Annotated in this window: 19 protein-coding genes; 9 read left to right on the top strand and 10 right to left on the bottom strand. The window is 58.2% G+C overall.

The features are described from left to right. Nucleotides 1–104: 104 nt before the first annotated feature. Nucleotides 105–404 carry a hypothetical protein gene (locus ACSQ87_RS20920; protein ID WP_223430504.1) on the top strand — a complete coding sequence of 100 codons (300 nt, stop codon included), beginning with the start codon at nucleotides 105–107 and terminating at the stop codon, nucleotides 402–404. Between the two features lie 182 nt (nucleotides 405–586). Here ACSQ87_RS20920 and ACSQ87_RS20915 read toward each other — a convergent pair whose 3' ends face one another. From ACSQ87_RS20915 to ACSQ87_RS20900, 4 genes are all read right to left on the bottom strand, one after another. Further along, the gene (locus tag ACSQ87_RS20915) at nucleotides 587–2,038 is read right to left on the bottom strand and encodes a DUF1254 domain-containing protein (RefSeq protein WP_436275112.1); all 1,452 of its coding nucleotides are present in this window, start codon (nucleotides 2,036–2,038) and stop codon (nucleotides 587–589) included. Between the two features lie 397 nt (nucleotides 2,039–2,435). Next, nucleotides 2,436–3,251, bottom strand: coding sequence for a transporter (locus ACSQ87_RS20910; RefSeq protein WP_150656222.1), 816 nt, complete (start codon nucleotides 3,249–3,251; stop codon nucleotides 2,436–2,438). Between the two features lie 299 nt (nucleotides 3,252–3,550). After that, on the bottom strand, nucleotides 3,551–5,209 hold the full coding sequence (locus tag ACSQ87_RS20905; RefSeq protein ID WP_436274297.1) for an arylsulfatase: 1,659 nt from the start codon (nucleotides 5,207–5,209) through the stop codon (nucleotides 3,551–3,553). A gap of 418 nt (nucleotides 5,210–5,627) precedes the next feature. After that, complete coding sequence (locus ACSQ87_RS20900; protein WP_223430499.1) at nucleotides 5,628–6,530, bottom strand: LysR substrate-binding domain-containing protein; 903 nt, start codon at nucleotides 6,528–6,530, stop codon at nucleotides 5,628–5,630. Between the two features lie 106 nt (nucleotides 6,531–6,636). Between ACSQ87_RS20900 and ACSQ87_RS20895 the strand changes: the two genes are divergently transcribed. Then, complete coding sequence (locus tag ACSQ87_RS20895) at nucleotides 6,637–8,001, top strand: MFS transporter (protein ID WP_436274296.1); 1,365 nt, start codon at nucleotides 6,637–6,639, stop codon at nucleotides 7,999–8,001. After that, the gene (locus ACSQ87_RS20890; protein WP_223430497.1) at nucleotides 7,998–9,272 is read left to right on the top strand and encodes a glucarate dehydratase family protein; all 1,275 of its coding nucleotides are present in this window, start codon (nucleotides 7,998–8,000) and stop codon (nucleotides 9,270–9,272) included. The genes ACSQ87_RS20895 and ACSQ87_RS20890 overlap by 4 nt, the downstream gene beginning before the upstream one ends. Here ACSQ87_RS20890 and ACSQ87_RS20885 read toward each other — a convergent pair. Both ACSQ87_RS20885 and ACSQ87_RS20880 read right to left on the bottom strand, forming a co-directional pair. Further along, a complete protein-coding gene (locus ACSQ87_RS20885; RefSeq protein WP_223430496.1) occupies nucleotides 9,256–9,570 on the bottom strand; it encodes a DUF7693 family protein in 315 nt (104 codons plus the stop codon). The genes ACSQ87_RS20890 and ACSQ87_RS20885 overlap by 17 nt on opposite strands. 95 nt (nucleotides 9,571–9,665) lie before the next feature. Beyond that, nucleotides 9,666–10,235: an acyl-CoA thioesterase gene (locus tag ACSQ87_RS20880; protein WP_223430495.1), complete on the bottom strand. Its 570-nt coding sequence runs from the start codon at nucleotides 10,233–10,235 to the stop codon at nucleotides 9,666–9,668. 105 nt (nucleotides 10,236–10,340) lie between these two features. Here ACSQ87_RS20880 and ACSQ87_RS20875 point away from each other — a divergent pair, with 105 nt between their 5' ends. The 3 genes from ACSQ87_RS20875 to ACSQ87_RS20865 all read left to right on the top strand — a co-directional run bounded on the left by ACSQ87_RS20875 (nucleotide 10,341) and on the right by ACSQ87_RS20865 (nucleotide 12,893). Beyond that, the gene (locus ACSQ87_RS20875) at nucleotides 10,341–11,306 is read left to right on the top strand and encodes a GlxA family transcriptional regulator (RefSeq protein WP_436274295.1); all 966 of its coding nucleotides are present in this window, start codon (nucleotides 10,341–10,343) and stop codon (nucleotides 11,304–11,306) included. Nucleotides 11,307–11,344: 38 nt separating this feature from the next. Further along, the gene (locus ACSQ87_RS20870; RefSeq protein ID WP_436274294.1) at nucleotides 11,345–11,731 is read left to right on the top strand and encodes a c-type cytochrome; all 387 of its coding nucleotides are present in this window, start codon (nucleotides 11,345–11,347) and stop codon (nucleotides 11,729–11,731) included. Between the two features lie 100 nt (nucleotides 11,732–11,831). After that, nucleotides 11,832–12,893, top strand: coding sequence for a sterol desaturase family protein (locus ACSQ87_RS20865; protein ID WP_436274293.1), 1,062 nt, complete (start codon nucleotides 11,832–11,834; stop codon nucleotides 12,891–12,893). 64 nt (nucleotides 12,894–12,957) lie between these two features. Here ACSQ87_RS20865 and ACSQ87_RS20860 read toward each other — a convergent pair whose 3' ends face one another. The 4 genes from ACSQ87_RS20860 to ACSQ87_RS20845 form a co-directional block, all read right to left on the bottom strand. Further along, nucleotides 12,958–14,673 (bottom strand): amidase, encoded by a 1,716-nt coding sequence (locus ACSQ87_RS20860; RefSeq protein ID WP_436274292.1) that lies wholly within the window; start codon nucleotides 14,671–14,673, stop codon nucleotides 12,958–12,960. Between the two features lie 181 nt (nucleotides 14,674–14,854). After that, a complete protein-coding gene (locus ACSQ87_RS20855; RefSeq protein WP_436274291.1) occupies nucleotides 14,855–15,283 on the bottom strand; it encodes a nuclear transport factor 2 family protein in 429 nt (142 codons plus the stop codon). A 36-nt stretch (nucleotides 15,284–15,319) separates the two neighbouring features. After that, nucleotides 15,320–15,892, bottom strand: coding sequence for a chorismate mutase (locus ACSQ87_RS20850; protein ID WP_436274290.1), 573 nt, complete (start codon nucleotides 15,890–15,892; stop codon nucleotides 15,320–15,322). Between the two features lie 153 nt (nucleotides 15,893–16,045). Beyond that, entirely contained in the window at nucleotides 16,046–16,447 is a 402-nt protein-coding gene (locus ACSQ87_RS20845; RefSeq protein ID WP_436274289.1) for a hypothetical protein, read from the bottom strand. 184 nt (nucleotides 16,448–16,631) lie between these two features. On the opposite strand from ACSQ87_RS20845, the gene ACSQ87_RS20840 reads away from it, so the two are divergent. The 3 genes from ACSQ87_RS20840 to ACSQ87_RS20830 all read left to right on the top strand — a co-directional run bounded on the left by ACSQ87_RS20840 (nucleotide 16,632) and on the right by ACSQ87_RS20830 (nucleotide 19,299). Beyond that, complete coding sequence (locus ACSQ87_RS20840) at nucleotides 16,632–18,305, top strand: hypothetical protein (RefSeq protein WP_436274288.1); 1,674 nt, start codon at nucleotides 16,632–16,634, stop codon at nucleotides 18,303–18,305. Between the two features lie 113 nt (nucleotides 18,306–18,418). After that, on the top strand, nucleotides 18,419–18,754 hold the full coding sequence (locus ACSQ87_RS20835) for a hypothetical protein (RefSeq protein WP_436274287.1): 336 nt from the start codon (nucleotides 18,419–18,421) through the stop codon (nucleotides 18,752–18,754). Between the two features lie 86 nt (nucleotides 18,755–18,840). Next, entirely contained in the window at nucleotides 18,841–19,299 is a 459-nt protein-coding gene (locus ACSQ87_RS20830) for a GNAT family N-acetyltransferase (RefSeq protein WP_436274286.1), read from the top strand. The last annotated feature ends 82 nt before the right edge of the window (nucleotides 19,300–19,381 follow it).

Below are 19,381 nucleotides of genomic sequence, written 5' to 3'. Positions count from 1 at the left end.
TCCAGTTCGGCTGAGCAGCCGATAATTTTCAGATTTCGCATAGACGCGCAAACTTCAATTTTGACGAAGCGTTTTTACACACTCCATACTGCGCGGAAGTCATCATGGCTGAAGCCATTTTATGCAAACACTGCCAATCCGACCTCAGGCAGAAAATACAAATCCCGCCCAGGGGGCCACTACCATCAGAAAAGAGAATGGGCCCTGTCAGCAAGGTCCTCGTCGGAACCATTATCGCCATCACCTTGTACTTGGCTTTCGGTTTTTTTGTCAGTAACAGGTTGGAAGACAAGGAAATAATGCAGGCCCGAGAGGCCACCGAACTATGCCGCCAGGAAGTAAACAGCTATTCCGGCCCGGAAATCGGGAAAAGCGTAATTGAAGAAACTTGCCGAAAGCTTTGAAGACGAATTCCGCAAGAGTTTTGACCACGAGCCATAGGAAAAGCCGATTACGAAGCCCGCCATTGAGCGGGCTTTCTTGCCTTTGGCTTCAGGCAGCGACCGGCCAATATGATTGGCAGCTATTGGCAAAAAGGCAGCACTGGCCGACATCGACCTACAGCGAGTGTCAGCAGTGGGTCACACTACTTCGATACCACCAGCGCCGGTGGCTGCCAGCTGCCTTCGCCAGCGGGAAGAATCGAAGGTGGCGTGGCCTTCGGCCAATAGAGGCGCATCACCAGATAGGCCGTGTCGTCAGGCGCCGGCAACCAGTTGGACTCCTTGGTCTTGCCCGGCGAATCCTTCTGGATGTACAGCGTCAGTGAACCATCCGCGTTCTTTTTCATGGCCGACAGCATCGGCGAATTGATCAGGTAGCGGTTGAGCGGATTCTTGATCAGCAGTTGGCTCTTGCCGTCGTACATGGTCACCGACCAGAAAGCATTGACGGGCGGCAGTTTGCCGGCTGGGAAGGTGAGGGTGTAGTTGCGCTTGCTGGTATCGAGCGTCTGGCCGGTACCGTCGGTGCGCGTGTAGGGGTACGTCGCCTCGGCGGCGTCGTTGCCATACAGGCCACCCTTTGCGGCGCCGGCACGCATCAGCCAGTCGGACTGGTAGAACGCTTGGTCGCCGAAGAACGCGCCGACGTTCCAGCCGTTGATATTTTTCATTCCGCTCGAGAGAAACTTGTCGACCTTCTCGTCGCCGGCCTTCATCCCCAGCAGGACCACGGCTTTGTGCTCAAGCGAGAGGTCTTTGAATTCAAAGCTACGGCCGGGGCCTACGCCGATGCTGGCCAGCCTGGCCCGGATTTCCTTGTCGTCAGCCGAAGGCGGTACATACTGCAGCGCGGCCGACAGGTACTCGAAGAAGTTGGCCTTAATGCCATCCGTGGTGGCCGGCACGAAAGCAATCTTCGGCGCAGCGGGCGGCGCGGGTTGATGGAGGAAGGCGGACAGCGGCTGGATCTTGTAGCCCGCCTGCACCTTCTCGACATTTGGCATGTCGGCCGGATTGAACAGCTGGGTCCGGATCAGCGTCAGCGCGAAGGGGGTCGTGGCGTTGAACACCTTCTCGATGCCTGGAGGTGTCGCACCCTTCCAGTCGGGGCCTGCGATCAGATAGCTCCCGGGCGCGCTGGCAGTTGCCCGGCTCCCGATGTAGCCGTAGTTGTAGGTGTTGCCGTCGATTAGTTGCACCGAGTAGTAGCGCTTTTTGGAGACGGCTGGCACGGTGATCACAAGCGGCTCTGCGCGCAGGTCAGCCCAGAGTATCGAGTACGGGGTGTCGCTGTTGGGCGTAATAACGGCCGTATCGGCGGGCGTAGAAACCCGATGCTCGTTGTGCAATTGGTTAAATGGTGCCTTGAACTGGCTGGACTTGGAGTCCACCGCGAATTCGTTCATCACGGCGTAGTTCATGACCAGCGGCAAGCCATAGACAAAGCCTTCCTCGGCGATCGTCTTGGTTTGCTCCAGACTCGGCGCGGGCACACCCTTGGCCACATCCGCCTTGTCTGCCTGCGCGATCGGATCGTTCTTGCCCGCACACCCTGCGAAAAGCGTTGAACCCACGACGACGACCGCCGCAGCCATTGTCCAGCCCCGGTTAGACTTCCTGTTCATTTCCACCTCGTTAGTTTTGAGCAAGCTGGCACCGTGAGCCTTCATGGCCACGGTAAAATAATCTGAATGCCTGAAACCCTCCCGACTTTTTTCAGTAGCGACTAAGTAAATCCTGCGGCGAAGCGCAAACTCACACGCCCAGGGAGTGTAGATCACAATAAGCCAGCATCTCCTTGCGCAGCTAAGATCGTGCCCGTTATTTGTGCGTCTTATCGCCACGATGAATACGAGGTGCAGGTCAGATTCAGTTCCGTACCCGTATCCGTAACATTTACTCGGCGGTGTTGCGGGACATTTGGCTTCGAGAACAGTTGATCGTAATTAGCGGCCCATAGCGGCCACTTGAAACGTCTGCTCAATACGGCACTCATTTGGGAAACAACAGCGTAAACGCGACTCGAAATCCCCAGCCTTCGGCGCCATTTTCGGGACTATCAACCCAATAGCGCGGCCCCATTTGTAAGCTCATGGGCTGGTGACCCACCTTGAACAATTGGGTAACGAACAGATTGATCGGCACAGACCATTCCTTTGTCTGCCAGTCGTAAGTGGACTCGGTATTTATGCCAAACGTGGTGTAGGTATGAGTGGTAAAGCTGAAGAAGGGCTGCAGGAATGTCTGATTGACCTTGTCCTTGTCATCCGGCGGGCTGTTTTCCAGCGACCAGATGTGGTTGGCCAGAATGCCGCGGGTCCAGCCATTGCTTTGTTTGAGCGCCACCACCGTCGGCCCCAATCCCCATTGCTCGTTGCTCAGTAGGTCATCGCTGCCGGTGGGGGCCAATATGGCTGGGCCTGCTCCCCAGATCCAACCGCTGGCGGTGGGCTGTTTAGGCGAAAAAAAGAAGCTTTGAGTGGTGTCTCCCACACCTGATTTGTCGGCAATCCCGCCGGGGACTAGGCCATGCTGATCTATGACGGGCAGGATGGTGCGGGAAATCAGGTTCCACTCCTCGTTAAGACTGAAGGGCAGTACCGGCTGGATGTTGGTAACGCTCTGATACCCTTCACCGCTGGGGCCGAGCTTCTGGTTCCAGTTGTATTGAATCGGCAAACTGTATAGCGCAGCGACCGGGTTCAGGGATTGTTTGGCTAGTTCTGCCTGGCTATCAGCAGCGACGCCAGGTTCAAGCCAAACCATCGCCAAGACGATAAAAGGTGCGGACTGAAATCCTTTGCTCATTGTTAGCTCCTTTCTCGTCGGCACAGAGAATTTGGACTGCGGTGTCGCAATTGCAGGGCTGAGCCCTGGCGCAGCTGAGCTTAGATCAGTTCTTTGAACTTCGTTCAGATTGGCTATCTGCTGCGTCGACCGGTTGAATCCACAACCCTTTGCAGACATTCAGAAAACGCTAAGTCATGTTTTAAGTCCTGAGTTTCTAGAAAGTGCACTGGTCAGCCGTTACGTTGAAAAGCTAACCAGATGACGTCAGTTCGCAAAGTGGCGACCTCTGATAAGGCCGCCGCTCATTGCCTGGGTAACTAATTACCGGCTGGCATCGGCAGGTGAATTCCCTCCTTCTGCAATTCTTCTCGAACCGACTGGAATTTCTGGTATTTGGACAGTTCGATCGGCCCGTCATAGGTCATGCTTTGCATCTTGCGTGGAGGGTATTTGATATAGGTCTGCATGAGCTTGTTGATTGCCTGACTGATGGGCACCATCGTCCAGGTGCGCTCGGTGACGTTGCTCATGAAGATGTCGTAACGCTCCTGAGGATCTTGTAGCAAATCGAAGACCTGCGGCACCGTTGCCACGTATTTTGTGGCACCTTTCCAGCCCAAGTTGGTGTCCACGGCCAAGCCACCAGTTTGGGCACCATCGTCGCCGCGCAGGTTGAAGACGGCTTTGAAGTTGCCAACACGGGCAGCGCCTGGCGACAGCTCGTTCTCGGTAAAGTAAAACCACTCTTTACGCGGATCAGGGCCGGTTCCGAGTATTACGGGGGTCATGTCGTAACTGTCGAAATAAATGGGCTGACCCTCGCGATCTTTCTCAGGCAGCTTTATTCCGGCAACCGAGGCGAATGTGGCCATCAGATCGAGGCCGCCGAGGATGTCGTGGTTTTTCGCATTGGGTTTGATTTTGCCTGGCCAGGCCATGATCGCCGGAACCCGGTTACCACCTTCACGTACTGTGCCTTTGGTGCCACGGAATGGCGTGTAACCGGCATCCGGGTACACGTCCTGCCAGGCGCCGTTGTCCGTGGTGTAAACCACCAAGGTGTTTTTATCCATCCCCAGTGCCTTGAGCTTGGCCATGATGCGGCCAATGCGGGCATCGAGTTCAACCACCGAGTCGGCGTACTTGGACTTGGAGATCGACTTATGGACGAACTCCGGTGCCGGCATGTTCGGCTGGTGCACTTTCATGAAATTGATATTAATAAAGAATGGCTTGTCCGATTTGGAGGCCGTGTCGAGGAATTCGAGTGCAGCTTTCTCGACATAACCGTCAAAGAAAGGAATCCCGACCACACCTGGCTTGCCATCGACCACCGGCGTATCAACATACTGACCATTGATCTTGAACTCTTCGACAGGCTTTTCCCCGGCCTTACCCGAAAGCGCGCCTTTGGTTACCTGGGCGAACATTGCACGGGTGTCCGGATCCATGTCGGGGAACCACTCCGGATCGGCGTAGGTGTAGGCATTGAGGTGATAGAGGCCGACGTATTTCATGACGTCGTAACCTTGGGCATTGGGCATTGCATAGTCGGCCTCGCCCAAGTGCCACTTGCCGGTGAAATAGGTTTCATAACCACCGGTCTTGAGCACCGAGGCCAGCGTCCACTCCGCCGCTGGCAAACCGCCGCCTTGGCCCTGGAAAGCCACGGTTGTCATGCCGCTGCGGTTGGGGATGCGCCCGGTTTGCATGGCAGCCCGGCCCGGTGTGCAGCTGGGTTGGGCATAGAATGAGTAAAAGGTTGTACCTTCTGCGGCCAGTTCATCGATGCTGGGTGTCGGCATGCCTCGACCGACACCTCCACCGTAAGGCCCCAGATCACCGTAGCCAGTGTCATCGGAGACGATAAACAGGATGTTGGGCTTTTCTGTTTGTGCGGCTTGGGCAAGACTATTGAGCGCTATCAGTAATGAGCAAGCAATGTAAAACCTGGTGCGATGCGGGAGCCGTTTCATAGTGTCGTTCCTTATCGAGAGACGATCCTTGTTGCCGCTACTCAAACATCAAGTACGCAACGACCAGGATCCCGGTGAGTACCCCCCCCAAAAAAAACCATGCCAATGGACAGTTCAAGGGGGTCAACTAACCCAGCGATAGGACTGTTACTACTCAAGGCGCCCGCAAAAGCCTAGTACGGTTATTTTCATTGCGCGCGTTTCTGGTGAGGAATTTCAACATCGTTGGTTGATAACGTCGCTCACTGAGACGTTACTGTCTTGCTTGATAGGGATTTGAAGTGTCCAAGCAAAAAAATAGAAAGCCGCGAATGTCACCTATGACAGTGACTGCTTTTGGCCGATAGTTGTAGGTCGCGAAGGGCCGCTACTGACCAACGTGGTCGATGACCCCAAAGAAACGCCAGGCAACGCAAACTCAAACGCCCCATCCCTCCCGCACAGCCCTTCGAATGCCTTCCAGCAACATCGCAAACGCCGGGTTGTCATTGTTCTCGCGCCAGATCAAATGCAGCTCGCTCTGCACACCTTCGCCCAGATCGATTTCGCGAAATACTACGTTCTTGAACACCACGCTGGTGGCGCAGCGAGGCACCAGGGCCAGGCCCATGCCGGCGTTGACCAAGGCCAGGATGGTCAACGATGAACCGAGCCATTGCACGTATTCCGGGGCGACGCGGGCAGAGCGGAGCATGCCGGTCAGCAGTTCGTTGAACGGCGGGTAGGCGGCGTGGGAGTACATCAGGAACGGTTGCGCATCAAGGTCTTTGACCGACACGGTTTCTGCGCTCGCCAGCCGATGACTGCTCGGCGCCGCCAACACAAACGGCTCGCGCACCAGACATTCGGTGGCGTATCCCGGCTCCAGCAACGGTGCTCGAACGATGCCCAGATCGATACGCCGCGCACGCAGCGCTTCATGCTGCTGGTAGGTGTTCATCTCCGTCAGGTCGATTTTCACATGCGGCTGTTTGAGCCGTGCTTCGGCGATGACCTTGGGCAGGAATTCATACACCGCGCTGCCAACGAAGCTGATGTTGACTGAGCCGATGTCGCCCTCGGCAAAACGGCGGGCGGTGACGGCGGCTTGCTGGGCGCGCTCCAGCAGGTTCTGCGCTTCGATGAAGAAGGCGCGGCCGGCGGCGGTCAGGGCGACGCTGCGGGTGGTGCGGGTAAACAGCTCGACACCCAGGTGATGTTCCAGCAGTTGAATCTGTCGACTGAGGGGCGGTTGAGTCATGTTCAACCGTTCGGCGGCCCGACGGAAATTCAGTTCGGTCGCCACCGTGGTGAAACAGCGCAGTTGAGTCAGTTCGAACATTGATCTAATTCCGGTATCAATCGAATGCCAAGTTAGATTAGACGGGATCAATGTGCGCGTCCATGATCGGCTCGTCCCTAAAAAAACAATGATCGGGAGTCGCCCCTTGAATACCCTCCAGAGTCCGCCGGACCCGAATGTGCTCGCCCGCGCAGCGGCCAAGGTGAAGCGCCATGTGCTGCCGCTGTTTGTGGTGATGTTCATCGTCAACTACATCGACCGCGTCAACATCGGCTTCGTGCGCAGCCACATGGAAACCGACCTCGGCATTGGCGCAGCAGCCTACGGCCTGGGCGCCGGGTTGTTCTTCATCGGTTACGCGATCTTCGAAGTCCCCTCCAACATGCTGCTGCAACGCTACGGTGCTCGCGCCTGGCTGACGCGCATCATGTTCACCTGGGGGGCGGCGGCGATGGCCATGGCGTTTGTGCGCGGCGAAACCAGCTTCTATGTACTGCGTTTTGTCCTCGGTGCAGCCGAAGCGGGCTTCTTTCCCGGCATCATTTACTACTTCACCCAATGGCTGCCGTCGACTGAACGTGGCAAGGCCATGGCGATTTTCCTCAGCGGTTCGGCCATTGCCTCGGTGATCTCCGGTCCTGTCTCCGGCGCGCTGCTGAATGTCAGCGGTTTCAGCCTGCATGGCTGGCAGTGGATGTTCTTGATCGAAGGCTTTGCCTCGATCGTGCTCTGTGGGTTCGTGTGGTTCTGGCTGCAATCCCATCCGCGCGAGGCGAAATGGCTGAGCGCCGAAGAAAAGGACGCGCTGGTTGACGCCATCGCGCTGGAACAACAGGCCCGCGAAGCCACACAGACAGTCAAGCCGTCGATGTTCAAGCTGCTGGCCGACAAGCAGATCGCGCTGTTCTGCTTCATCTACTTTTCCATCGCCCTGACCATCTACGGCGCCACGTTCTGGCTGCCGAGCATGATCAAGAAAATGGGCAACCTCGGCGACTTCCAGGTGGGCCTGTTCAACTCGATTCCGTGGATCATTTCGATCATCGCGATGTATGGCTTCGCCGCCATGGCCAGCAAATGGAAACACCAGCAAGCCTGGGTGGCCTTGACCCTGGTGATCGCCGCGTTCGGCATGTTCATGTCCACCACCGGCGGGCCGATCTTTGCCTTCGTCGCCATCTGTTTTGCCGCCATTGGTTTCAAGGCCGCCTCGGCATTGTTCTGGCCGATTCCGCAAGGTTATCTGGACGCTCGCATCGCCGCTGCGGTGATCGCCTTGATCAATTCCATCGGCAACCTCGGCGGTTTCGTCGCCCCGACAGCGTTCGGTTTCCTGGAGCAAAAAACCGGCTCCATCGAAGGCGGCCTCTACGGTTTGGCGGCCACGTCACTGGTCGCGGCCGTGGTGATCTTTTTCGCTCGCACGGCACCGCGTGGCGACGTCGCAACACCTGAAAAATCCATCAGTCATCAAGCTTTGAGTTCAGGTTCAAAGGGAGCAGCCTCTTGAAAATCAAACGAGTCACCGTCACCCCAATCGCTTTCCGTGATCCGCCACTGCTGAATGCCAGTGGTATCCACGAACCTTTTGCGCTGCGCTCGATCATCGAGATTGAAAGCGACAACGGCTACATTGGCCTGGGTGAAAGCTACGGCGACGCTCCGGCGCTGCTGATCCAGCGGCAACTGCAAGACCAGTTGATCGGCCTTGATCCGTTCAACCTCAATCAGCTGCGCCGCATCGTGCAGGCCACGGTGGCGGCGAACAAACCGGCGAGCATTGCCGGAGCGGAATTGGCGCCCGGCTCCCATGCCAGCAAAGCGGTGAGCAATGCGTATTCGGCGTTCGAAGTGGCGTTCCTGGATTTGCAGGCGCACTCGTTGAACGTGCCGTTGGTGGACTTGCTGGGCGGTGCGATTCGCGACGAGATTCCGTTCAGCGCCTACCTGTTCTTCAAGTACGCCCAGCACGTCGACTCACCCTACACACCCGACAGTTGGGGCGAGGCGCTGAACGAAGAACAGATCGTCGCCCAGGCGCGGCGCATGATCGAGGCCAACGGTTTCAAGAGCATCAAGCTCAAGGCCGGCACGCTGCCGCCGGAGCACGAAGTGTCGTGCATCAAGGCGTTGAAAAAGGCTTTCCCCGGTTACCCGTTGCGCATCGACCCGAACGGCAACTGGTCGCTGGAAACCTCGATTCGCATGGCCGAACTGCTGGGCGATGACCTGCAGTACTACGAAGACCCGACGCCGGGCCTGGACGGCATGTCCGAACTGCACAAGCGTACCGGCCTGCCGCTGGCGACCAACATGGTGGTCACCGATTTCGATGAGTTCCGCCGCAGTGTTGCTTTGAACAGCGTGCAGATCGTCCTCGCCGACCACCACTATTGGGGCGGCCTGCGCGACACCCAGGCGCTGGCGAAAATGTGTGACACCTTTGGCCTTGGCGTGTCGATGCATTCCAACTCGCACTTGGGCATCAGCCTGATGGCGATGGCGCATGTCGCCGCCGCGGTGCCCAATCTGGATTACGCCTGCGACACGCATTACCCGTGGCAGGAACCGGATGAAGAGGTGATCAAGGGCGGCAAAATACCCATCGTCGATGGCTGCGTGAAGATCACCCGCGCGCCCGGGTTGGGTCTGGAGCTGGATCACGATCAACTGGGCAAGCTGCACGACCAGTACCTGACTTGCGGCATTCGTCAGCGCGATGACGTGAAACAGATGCAGCGTTACAAGCCGGAGTGGAAAGCGGTCAAACCGCGCTTTTGATCACCTGAGCTGTGCTCAGGCGCTCGATCTGCGCCAGCTCCCAGACGCTGAGCAAACTGACCGGATCGGTGCCGTAACGTTGCCAACTGTCGAGCACGCCCTCGCGACCGTCCGGGCTTTGGCAACGTTGGCAGTGGCGCAGGTGATTGCCGTCGAAGTCGAGGGTCAGACGCCAGCCCTCGATATCGACTTGCACCTGGCCCGGCTCGGGTTGTTCGTCGAGGCGCTTTAGAAGCCGAACTTCCAGCGCGGCGTCGCGCAATTGCTGGTAAACCTCGCGGGCGGTCAGGGGCGGCACTGATGTCTCCGGTGAAATTGTGGCAAGCGTAGATTCGGGGTGCACAGGATAGAGCGTGCGCTTGAGGCTGTCAGCGGATAGCGGGAGCGCCGAATTTATTCGACGGTCTGCGGGCGTCGAGCAGGCTGTCCTTCTTCCTCTCGCAGCTCACGGCTCATGTCGTTGCAGCTTTGCGACCAGTCTGTCAGCCACGCCGGCATCGGCGGTGACTGTTCAGCCAAGCCCAGTTCCCGGGCGTACTCGCCAGGTGGAACGGTGCCTTTGGCAGAGCGGAACAGACCCCGCATCACCACGACGCCGACCACGCGTCCCTTGCTCACGAAGCGGTGCTCCATAAAGCTCCACTTGTGGTCCCAGCCAAGCATCCTGGTGTGAATCTCGAACGCTTCGAACAGTTTCAGCTCACGACGAAACTTGCCCCAAGTATCGCCAACGATAGGCACGGCCTTGTTACGCAGCGCCACCCGGAATGCACCGCTGCGCAGCACGTAGTCCATGCGTCCGATATCGGCCAGGGTGAAATACCGGCCATTGGTAACGTGCCGGTTGAGGTCGAGATCAAGCGGCCAGACGCGCATGTGGACGATGGTGGTGGCCAGGGCGTCAACCGGCTTGCGCCATGGACGACGAAACAGCATGAGGAAAAGTCGGAACCAGAGATTCATAAGTACGCCGATGATGGAATGACCGGTGCACTTTAGGGAGGAAGGATCGGGTAAGGTAGGTGCGCAAATGACTTTTTTCATGCGAAAAGCGCAATCGGATCATATATGCACGTCACGCTTTTACTGGCGGATCAATGTTCTGCCGCCAGCGCCACGATGGCCCTGGAAGTGCTCAGCGCCGCCAACCTGTTCGCCGACACGGCCGGCGGGCCTTTTGAAGTGGTCATCGCCTCGCTTGAGGGGGGTGATGTCGCCGCGTGGGGAGGGCAGACGTTGCGCGTGGACCTGTCCACCGGCGAGATCCCGCGAACCGACCTGGTGCTGATCCCCGGATTCCTCTTCACCTTGAAGGATGCCTTGCCGGCCTTTTCAGCCTATGGGCCATGGCTGCGTCAACAGCATGCGCAGGGTGCCGTGGTGGCGTCGATGTGTACGGCGGCGTTCATGCTGGCCGAAACGGGCCTGCTGGATGGCGTTCGTGCTACCACGCACTGGGCCTTTGCAGACCTGTTTCGTCGTCGGTATGCCGAGGTCCGTCTGGAGGAGACGCAGATCCTCTGCGAGGACAATCGCGTGATCACGTGCGGGGGCGCGAGTGCCGCCATGGATCTTCTGCTGCACCTCGTGCGCCGGTTCGCTTCACTGGAACTGGCGCAAAAGTGCGGCAAGTACTTGCTGGTCGACGCTGTGCGCAGCGAGCAATCGGTGTACGTCATGTGGTCATTGCCGAAGAACCATGGGGATGGCGACATCTTGCGGGTTCAACACTGGCTGGAGGAACACTTCGAAGAGCCGCTGCTGATTGATGACGTCGCCCGGCAATTCGGGTTCGGCGTCAGGAACTTCAAAAGGCGTTTCAAGGAGGCCACCGGTTACACGCCCATTACCTACCTGCAAACCCTGCGTCTGGAGAAGGCAAAACAGCTTCTTGAATCCACCCGCATGACACTCGACAGCATTACTTACGCCGTGGGCTACGAAGACGGTAATTCGTTCCGTAGACTGTTCCGCCAGCGAGTGGGTCTGCTGCCAGCGGCGTACAGGAAGAAGTTTCAACCGGGTGCGAGTTGATTCACTTGCGCCAAGCCACAGTTGATTGGGAGCAGAACATGCAGAAAACCGCCGTACTCACCTTGGCCCTGGTGCTCAATGCTGGATTATGCGGCGCGCAAGCACACGCGGCCGGCGATGCTGAAGCGGGTGCGACACTGTTCAAGCGGATATGCGGTGGCTGCCATCAGGTCGGGGAGTCGGCGCGCGGTTCATTCGGGCCGCAGCTCAATGGCATTTTTGGACGCCCTTCGGGCAGCACCACGGATTACCAGTATTCCGATGCGATGAAATCCGCCGGCATTGTCTGGAACCGCGAAACGCTGACTGCGTATCTCGAAGCTCCCAAAAAAGTGGTGCCCGGCACCCGCATGATTTTCTGGGGGCTCAGCGATCCGGAAAAGATTGAAAACCTGTTGGCGTACCTTCAGACGTTTCAGCCGTAATAGGGCTTTGTGACGTTCGAAAGGCATTCGTTCAGCTCGGAACACCCGGTGGTTACGATCTGAATTACAATCCCCCCCTTTTGACGGAGGGGAGCCGTTAATGGATGTTTTCGCGCTTCTGTATGACTACCTGATGAAGTGGGTGATCGAGCCAGTCACGGATCAGTTCTTTGGCATTTTTGATCTGAACGGCCGCTTCAGCATCGTGTTTCTCTGCGTGTCCTACAGCATCGCCTACAGCCTGTACCGCTTCAGAAAATATCGCGGGCTGACCGACGCACGTTCTTTCTGGCAGTTCATCGGCGGGCACCGGGTTCATTTTCATCCCTCGGCGTTGCTGGATTACCGGTATTACTTCGTGCGGGCCATCCTGAAGGTCGCGCTGGTGCTGCCCATTGTTGGCCTGGTCGATCCGTACGTCCTGCGTTCCGGCGACTACATCTCGTTTTTCAACAATCTTTGGGGCGCGCGCGTGCAGGTGGGGGAGAATCTCTTACTTTCCTTACTCTACGGGCTGGGCGTGTTTCTGGTGCAAGACTTCATCCATTACTGGGGCCATCGCGCCTTTCATTCCCGGTATCTGTGGGCGTTCCACAAAGTCCATCATTCCGCGCCCGTCCTGGTGCCGGCGACGGCAAGCCGGATTCACTTTGTGGAAAAAATGGTCGAGAAACTGACTGACACCGTCTTCCTCGGCGCTTTTGCCGGTGTCTTCTGGTACGCCTGTGGCGGGGAGATCAGCCGGTACACCTTGTTCGGCGTGACGTATATGGTCCTGATCCTCAATGCCTTGGCGGCCAATTTGCGTCACAGCCATGTCTGGCTTTCATTCGGGCCCGTGGTCGAGCATGTGCTGAACAGCCCGGCGCAGCACCAGATTCACCACAGTGACGCGCCTCGACACTTCAACAAGAACTTCGGTATCAACCTGTCACTCTGGGACTGGATGTTCGGTACGCTCTACGTCACACACTCGACGCCCGAGCCCATTCAATTCGGCACTGGCAAACAGGATCACGACCGTTACCTGACGCTCTATAGCCTGATCGTCACGCCCTTTGTGGACATCGCCCGCAAGTTCCCCGCCAGGCGTGCCATGGAATGGCCGTCGCGTTTCGCCGAAAAACGCACGTTGAGACTCTTGCGCCGACGTTGGCGCTGAATTCCGGGGCGACAGTCAACCAGTGGACGGGATTGGAGCGTGTAAAGCCCCAATCCCGCCCTTTCTATTGTTGGCCAACCGGCAAGGGAGGGGTGCGAGGCGGGATCAATCGTTTTGTTCCGATCGACTCGAACGCCGAAGCCAGGCGCAGCAGCGTCGAATCGTCATAGGCACGACCGGCAAATGTGAGCCCGACCGGCATACCGATGTCCGGCATGACGCCCATCGGTACCGTGACCGTGGGGACGCCCAGGTGCCGGATGGCGAGGTTGCCATTGGCGACCCAAACGCCATTGCTCCACGCGATATCCGCAGACTTCGGATCGACATCGGCATTCGCCGGACCCACGTCGGCCACCGTCGGGAACAGCACCGCATCGAGCCCCAGCCGATCCATCCAGTCCTCAAGATCGATTCGACGTGTCTGCTCAAGTCCGCGCAGTCCGTCAGGCACGGTGGTGATCTGGTCCCACGGTGTGATGCCGCGCTCGGCCATTTTCACGTACTCGTCCATGCCTGCGGCAAGGTCGTCCTCCCGGTTGGGGAGCGTGCCCGGGTCGTGGGGGAAAATCAGCGGTCCGTCGACATCGACCAAGCGGTTCAACTTGGGATCACCATTGGCCCGCAGAAAATCATCGAACGCCCAGGCCGACAGGTCCCACAACTCATGATGCAGGAACTCTTTGGACACCAGGCCCCGCGTAAATACGGTCGGCGCACCCGGGCGATCACCCTCGCAATTGGACACCAGCGGGAAATCGACTTCTATCACTTCCGCACCGGCAGCTTCGAGTGCCTTGCGCGCCTCTTCCCAGAGCCCGATCACCGAAGGACGGGTGATGATTCGCTGCCCCGTCGGACCACCGATGCCTGGCGCATCGCTCGTGCCCGCATCGGGATCCGCGTTGATGTACATGCGCGGAACACCAAAGCGCTTTCCTGCCAGTGCATCGGACTTCACGGCCAACTCGGCATAGGAAGCGGGGCGCACCGAAGCGACACTCGGAATCGGCACCCAGGGTTGCATCCGCCACAGATCGCCACGGGTGTCGGGATCTTCCGCCACCACCACGTCGAGCACCTCGAGCAAGTCGGCCATGGTTCTGGCAAACGGCACGACAACGTCCATCGTCGGCGTCAACGGCCAGTTGCCGCGCACCGAAATCACCCCGCGCGAAGGCGTATAGGCGCACAGACCATTGTTCGATGCAGGGCCGCGTCCGCTCGACCAGGTTTCTTCCGCGAGGCCGAATGCCGCGAAGCTGGCGGCGGTTGCCGTACCGGCGCCGTTCGATGAGCCCGAGGCGAATGGGGCGGTGAGATAGTCAGCGTTGTATGGGCTTTCCGCACGGCCATAGACCCCGCGCTGCATGCCGCCGTTTGCCATGGGCGGCATGTTGGTTTTGCCCAGGCAGATCGCACCAGCAGCACGAAGCCGTTCAATCGTGAACGCATCGCGATAAGCAATCAGGTTCGCGAAGGCGGGACTGCCGGAGGCGGCAGTGAGCCCTTTCACCAGATAACTGTCCTTGGCCGTATAGGGAATACCATCGAGCGGACCCAGCGTCTCGCCCTTGGCCCGACGGGCATCGGACGCCTGCGCCTCGTTCAGCGCCTCGGGGTTTCGAACCACCACCGCGTTGAGGGCGGTGGGCGTGTCGGGACCGTCGTAGGCATCGATCCTGGCGAGATAGGCCTGAACCAGCTCAACCGCAGTAGTTCGGCCTGACTCGAGCGCAGCACGCAGTTCGGCAATGGAAACTTCGGTGACCTCGATCATGCTATTACCACCGACGGCTGATGGGCGACGCAATGAATGTTGCCATCGCGCTGAATGTTGGGCTCAGGGACATTACTAATCTCAAAATGGGTATTCATCGGTGTTCTCGTTGCGCTGCTTTACGCGCTCTATTTAACATCAAGCCGGGAGCAGAGGCATCGCCCAAGACGATGCAACGTCTTCAGGCTTTGCTGGCCGCCAGGTAAGCGCCAAGGCGTTGTCCCATTTGCTCGCCCAAGGCTTGCAGGCCACTCAAGGGACGGACCATCACTTCAAACTCGACGATTTTTCCTTGTTCATTGAACCGGATCATGTCGATGCCCTTTAACTGTTTCCCGCCGACGTTGGCGCTGAACTCCAGGACGACGCTCAACCCGTCTGCGGTCGACAGTTCCCGGTGGTAGACAAAGTCCTCAAATACCTCGATGACCGTGTTGAGAATCATCGATACCACGGTTGCACCCGGGTAAGGCGTGTGAGCCATCGGGGAGCGGAATATCGCCTGTGGGTCCAACAAACCGGGCAAGGCGCTCAAGTCACCCTTGCTGATCATGTCGTGCCACTGGTTCAGGGATTCTGCGGCTTTGGGATGCAGTTTCAGTTCAGACATTTTCAACTCCTGTATTTTTGTTGTTTGGTTACCTTGTCATCGATCAGAGACGCACAGTTCCCCGGTGGCGCGTATCAGTGCCTGACCATGCAGACCGTCCTTGATCAGGCTGGATCGTTCTTTGGCTAGCCAGTCCGCGCATTGCGGGTTGTTGCGATAAGGCGCGAAGGCGGCGTATTGCTGCAACAGGCGGTTTTGCAGCTCATCGAGCTGTGGCCGGATTTGATTGGCGAGGTCTGGCCGCGGCGTGTCAGGCGCCTTTCCGGCCGATCGCCATTGGGCCACCAGCCCGTACTGCACCAGCTTGTTGGCTTCGATCTGTGCGGCGATCAGTTCGGCTACTTCGTCCGGGTCCAGTTTGCGCTCAACGGCCAGCTTCCTGGCGTTGGCGATGACGTGTGCTTCCCGGGCACTGTCCTGGATCGGTTTGCCACTGTCCCACTTGGTCAGCGCCACAAGATCAGCAATGCTCAGGCGCTCGTTCAATGTTACCAGCAGCGGTTGCAAGCTATCGGGTGCCGGGGAGGGCGCACCGGCCTGCGCGCTGCAGGCGAGTAAACCGAGGACGGCGCAGGTGAGCAGTTGCGGTAAGCGTGGGGAGTGGAGCATGGGCAAACCTCATTGGGTACGGGACTCACAATCAGGTGTTATGTATCACAGGTGCGGCGGAGGCATTAAGCAGGGATCGATTTATTTTGTGCACGAAAAAGCCCGGCTTGTCAGGCCGGGCTTTTCGTTGAGTGCTTCGGTAAAGCCATTCATTTATGCAGCGCGGTTTTCGATCAGGCGATCCGAGCCACCTTCGGCAACGCGTTTCTCGATCAGACGGTCGGAACCACCTTCGGCGACGCGGTTCTCGATCAGACGATCCGAGCCACCTTCAGCGACGCGGTTTTCGATCAGACGATCCGAACCACCTTCGGCAACACGTTTCTCGATCAGACGATCCGAGCCACCTTCGGCAACACGATTTTCGATCAGACGATCCGAGCCACCTTCAGCGACGCGGTTTTCGATCAGACGGTCGGAACCACCCTCAGCCACACGACTTTCAATCAGACGATCCGAGCCGCCTTCAGCGACAACCGGGTGAGCAGATGTAGCGGCGAAAGCGTTAACTGCAAAAACCGAGAAAGCGATGCTGAGAAGGATTTGGCGTTTCATGATGGTGTGCTCCGGGGTGTAGTTGTTTGGTATGGGGCTGATGTTACGCCGCGGATTTTTTATGAGAACTTCATTGAGGTGATGGTGACTATCGACGCCGGCAATGATCCTCCTGTCGTCGGCTGTACCGCTCAGTCAGAACCGCGGGGGTATGCTGGACCTCTCTGGTCGAGAGGATAAATCGATGCACGACTATTACGATTTGGGCACCTACAGCCGCCCGGTGACGACCCACTCGTCCCAGGCCCAGCGCTGGTTCGATCGTGGCTTGTTATGGTGCTACGGCTACAACCACGACGAATCCATACGCTGTTTCCACAAGGCGATCGAACACGACCGCGATTGCGCAATGGCCTACTGGGGCATCGCTTACGCTTCGGGCCCCAACTACAACAAGCGTTGGGATGCCTTCATCGAACAGGAGTTGAAAGAGGCCGTGGCCCAGGCCCGGCTGGCGGCGCAAACCGCGCTGGCGCATATCGACGGCGCAACACCGGTGGAACAGGCGCTGATCCGCACGCTGGAGCAACGCTACCAGGCCGATCAGGCCACCAGCCTCGACCAACTCTTCGCCTGGAACGATGCCTATGCGGCGTCCATGCGCGATGTCTACAACGCCTTTCCCGAAGATCCCGATGTCGTTGCGCTGTTTGCCGAAGCGCTGATCGACCGCACACCCTGGCAATTGTGGGACCTGAAAACCGGTAAACCGGCGCCGGGCGCCGACACGCTTGAAACGGTAGACGTGCTGGAACGGGCGCTACGGCGGATGGAGCAGCACGGCGATGCGCCGCACCCCGGCGTGCTGCATATGTACGTCCACACCCTGGAAATGTCGCCCTACCCGGAACGGGCATTGCGCGCCGGCGATGTCCTGCGTGACCTGGTGCCGGACGCCGGACATTTGCGCCATATGCCGTCGCACATCGACGTGCTCTGCGGTGATTACCGTGGGGCCATGGTCACCAATAGCCAGGCGATTCTGGCCGACGGCAAATACCTGGAACAGGAAGGGCCGCTCAACTTCTACACTCTGTATCGATGCCACAACTACCACTTCAAACTCTATTCGGCGATGTTCCTCGGGCAGTACCAACCGGCCCTGGAAGCCGCCAATCAACTGATATCGACCATCAGGGAAGAACTGCTGCGCGTAGAGCAACCGCCCATGGCCGATTGGCTGGAAGGCTTCGTGTCGATGAAGGTGCACGTGCAGATTCGCTTCGGCAAATGGCAGGACATCCTCGCCACGCCGCTGCCGAACGACCAGACGCTGTACTGCGTGACCACGGCGATGCTGCATTACGCCAGAGGCGTGGCGCATGCGGCCACCGGGTATATCGCCGCCGCAGAAGCCGAACAGCGTCTATTCCTCGAAGCTTGGACCCGAGTGCCGGACACCCGCTACCTGTTCAATAATAAATGCACCGACATTCTGGCGGTTGCGGCAGGCATGCTGCGCGGGGAAATCGAGTACCGTAAGGGCAATTACGACGACGCCTTCGCCCACTTGCGCCAGGCACTTTCTCTGGATGACAACCTGCCTTACGACGAGCCATGGGGCTGGATGCAACCGGTCAGGCATGCGTTGGGCGCGTTGCTTCTGGAGCAGGGCAGGGTAGAAGAAGCGTTGCAGGCCTATCGTGCCGATCTGGGACTGGACAACACACTTAGTCGTGCGTCCTGGCATCTGGACAATGTGTGGAGCCTGCACGGTTATGTGGAATGCCTGAGACGACTGGGTCTGGATGCCGAAGCTGCTGCCGCCCAGACGCGCCTTGCTCTGGCCATGGCCCGGGCGGATGTGGAGATTAAGGCCTCGTGTTTTTGCCGTGTTGGGGCGGGGTGTTGTCAGTGATGCACAATAGCGCCGGAGATTGCCTATGGATCGCTTGTCTACGTTGTTGTCGCAGTTCGGCGTGCGCGCAAGCCTGTTTTACAACGGCAATCTTTGCGGCATGGCGTCATACGATGGTGCTGACCAGCGCCGTCATCATCGCTGCCACGTACGCTGACCCCGTCGTCGCGCCGGCCTTTTCAGGACTCGTGCCCATCGTGCTGGCCATCAGCGGAAATGTTCATGGTGGGATTTCCTCGCGCTCGCTTCAAGTGCCTTTAGCACTGGCCGTACTCGGCTTGCTCCTGGTCAACGGCCAAAGCATCGCCCGGTTCGAGGGGCAATCACCCACCGCGCTGGCGCTCGGGATCGGCGCGTCACTCTCGGCGGTCGCACTGTGGGTCTGGTTTGGGCTGGCCAATCAAAAAGCACTGATCAAAAGGCCCTGCATGGTTAGACGATCCTCCTGAATTTCGCATAGTCTGTACCGCAGGCAGACGGCTGTATGTTTGTCCCGAACCCTACCTGCGGGACGAATACATAAGGAGTGTTTCAGATGCTGCGAGTGGATTGGCTCGACAAACAAATGGACAAGTGCGGCGTTATGGCCGAATGGCTTTATCGGGAATTCAGTTATGAGTTTGCGCAGCAATCTCTTTCAAGTTGGCAACACGAGTTCTCTGATGGACAGCGTGATGGCCGTTGGAAGTGTCTGATCGCAACGGAACGAGGCCAGTTGCTAGGTGGCGCTGCGCTTGCCAGTAACGACCTATCTGACCGGCCAGATCTGGGCCCGTGGCTTGCATGTGTGTTCATCACACCTGAAGCTCGACGGAGAGGGCTCGCAGCGCAGTTAATCGAAGGCATCTGTGGCCATGCAAGAGACGCTGGATTCACAACCTTGTACTTGCACACCCACAGCCAGAGCAATTATTACACCAAGCTTGGCTGGGAAGTGCTGGAGCGCTTTGAGGCTTGGGGGAAAGAGCAATGCCTTATGTCACGGAGTTTATAGTCAAAGCCGACTTCAAATGCCCGCCGCTTGTTTTTTGTAAGCAGCAAAACTCTGATGTGACGTCTGCGTTTTCACACAGCCT

This window comes from Pseudomonas sp. LjRoot277 (assembly GCF_964253845.1).
Lineage (GTDB): Bacteria > Pseudomonadota > Gammaproteobacteria > Pseudomonadales > Pseudomonadaceae > Aquipseudomonas.
This window is presented reverse-complemented; position numbering and strand designations above follow the sequence as displayed.

Bases quoted from the DNA above. Each gene is read 5' to 3' on its own strand.
- ACSQ87_RS20870 (WP_436274294.1), top strand. From the start codon at position 11,345: ATGCAGAAAACCGCCGTACTCACCTTGGCCCTGGTGCTCAATGCTGGA.
- ACSQ87_RS20915 (WP_436275112.1), bottom strand. From the start codon at position 2,038: ATGGCTGCGGCGGTCGTCGTCGTGGGTTCAACGCTTTTCGCAGGGTGT.
- ACSQ87_RS20865 (WP_436274293.1), top strand. From the start codon at position 11,832: ATGGATGTTTTCGCGCTTCTGTATGACTACCTGATGAAGTGGGTGATC.
- ACSQ87_RS20840 (WP_436274288.1), top strand. From the start codon at position 16,632: ATGCACGACTATTACGATTTGGGCACCTACAGCCGCCCGGTGACGACC.
- ACSQ87_RS20905 (WP_436274297.1), bottom strand. From the start codon at position 5,209: ATGAAACGGCTCCCGCATCGCACCAGGTTTTACATTGCTTGCTCATTA.
- ACSQ87_RS20850 (WP_436274290.1), bottom strand. From the start codon at position 15,892: ATGCTCCACTCCCCACGCTTACCGCAACTGCTCACCTGCGCCGTCCTC.
- ACSQ87_RS20830 (WP_436274286.1), top strand. From the start codon at position 18,841: ATGCTGCGAGTGGATTGGCTCGACAAACAAATGGACAAGTGCGGCGTT.
- ACSQ87_RS20900 (WP_223430499.1), bottom strand. From the start codon at position 6,530: ATGTTCGAACTGACTCAACTGCGCTGTTTCACCACGGTGGCGACCGAA.
- ACSQ87_RS20835 (WP_436274287.1), top strand. From the start codon at position 18,419: ATGGTGCTGACCAGCGCCGTCATCATCGCTGCCACGTACGCTGACCCC.
- ACSQ87_RS20845 (WP_436274289.1), bottom strand. From the start codon at position 16,447: ATGAAACGCCAAATCCTTCTCAGCATCGCTTTCTCGGTTTTTGCAGTT.
- ACSQ87_RS20875 (WP_436274295.1), top strand. From the start codon at position 10,341: ATGCACGTCACGCTTTTACTGGCGGATCAATGTTCTGCCGCCAGCGCC.
- ACSQ87_RS20855 (WP_436274291.1), bottom strand. From the start codon at position 15,283: ATGTCTGAACTGAAACTGCATCCCAAAGCCGCAGAATCCCTGAACCAG.
- ACSQ87_RS20920 (WP_223430504.1), top strand. From the start codon at position 105: ATGGCTGAAGCCATTTTATGCAAACACTGCCAATCCGACCTCAGGCAG.
- ACSQ87_RS20860 (WP_436274292.1), bottom strand. From the start codon at position 14,673: ATGATCGAGGTCACCGAAGTTTCCATTGCCGAACTGCGTGCTGCGCTC.
- ACSQ87_RS20910 (WP_150656222.1), bottom strand. From the start codon at position 3,251: ATGAGCAAAGGATTTCAGTCCGCACCTTTTATCGTCTTGGCGATGGTT.
- ACSQ87_RS20880 (WP_223430495.1), bottom strand. From the start codon at position 10,235: ATGAATCTCTGGTTCCGACTTTTCCTCATGCTGTTTCGTCGTCCATGG.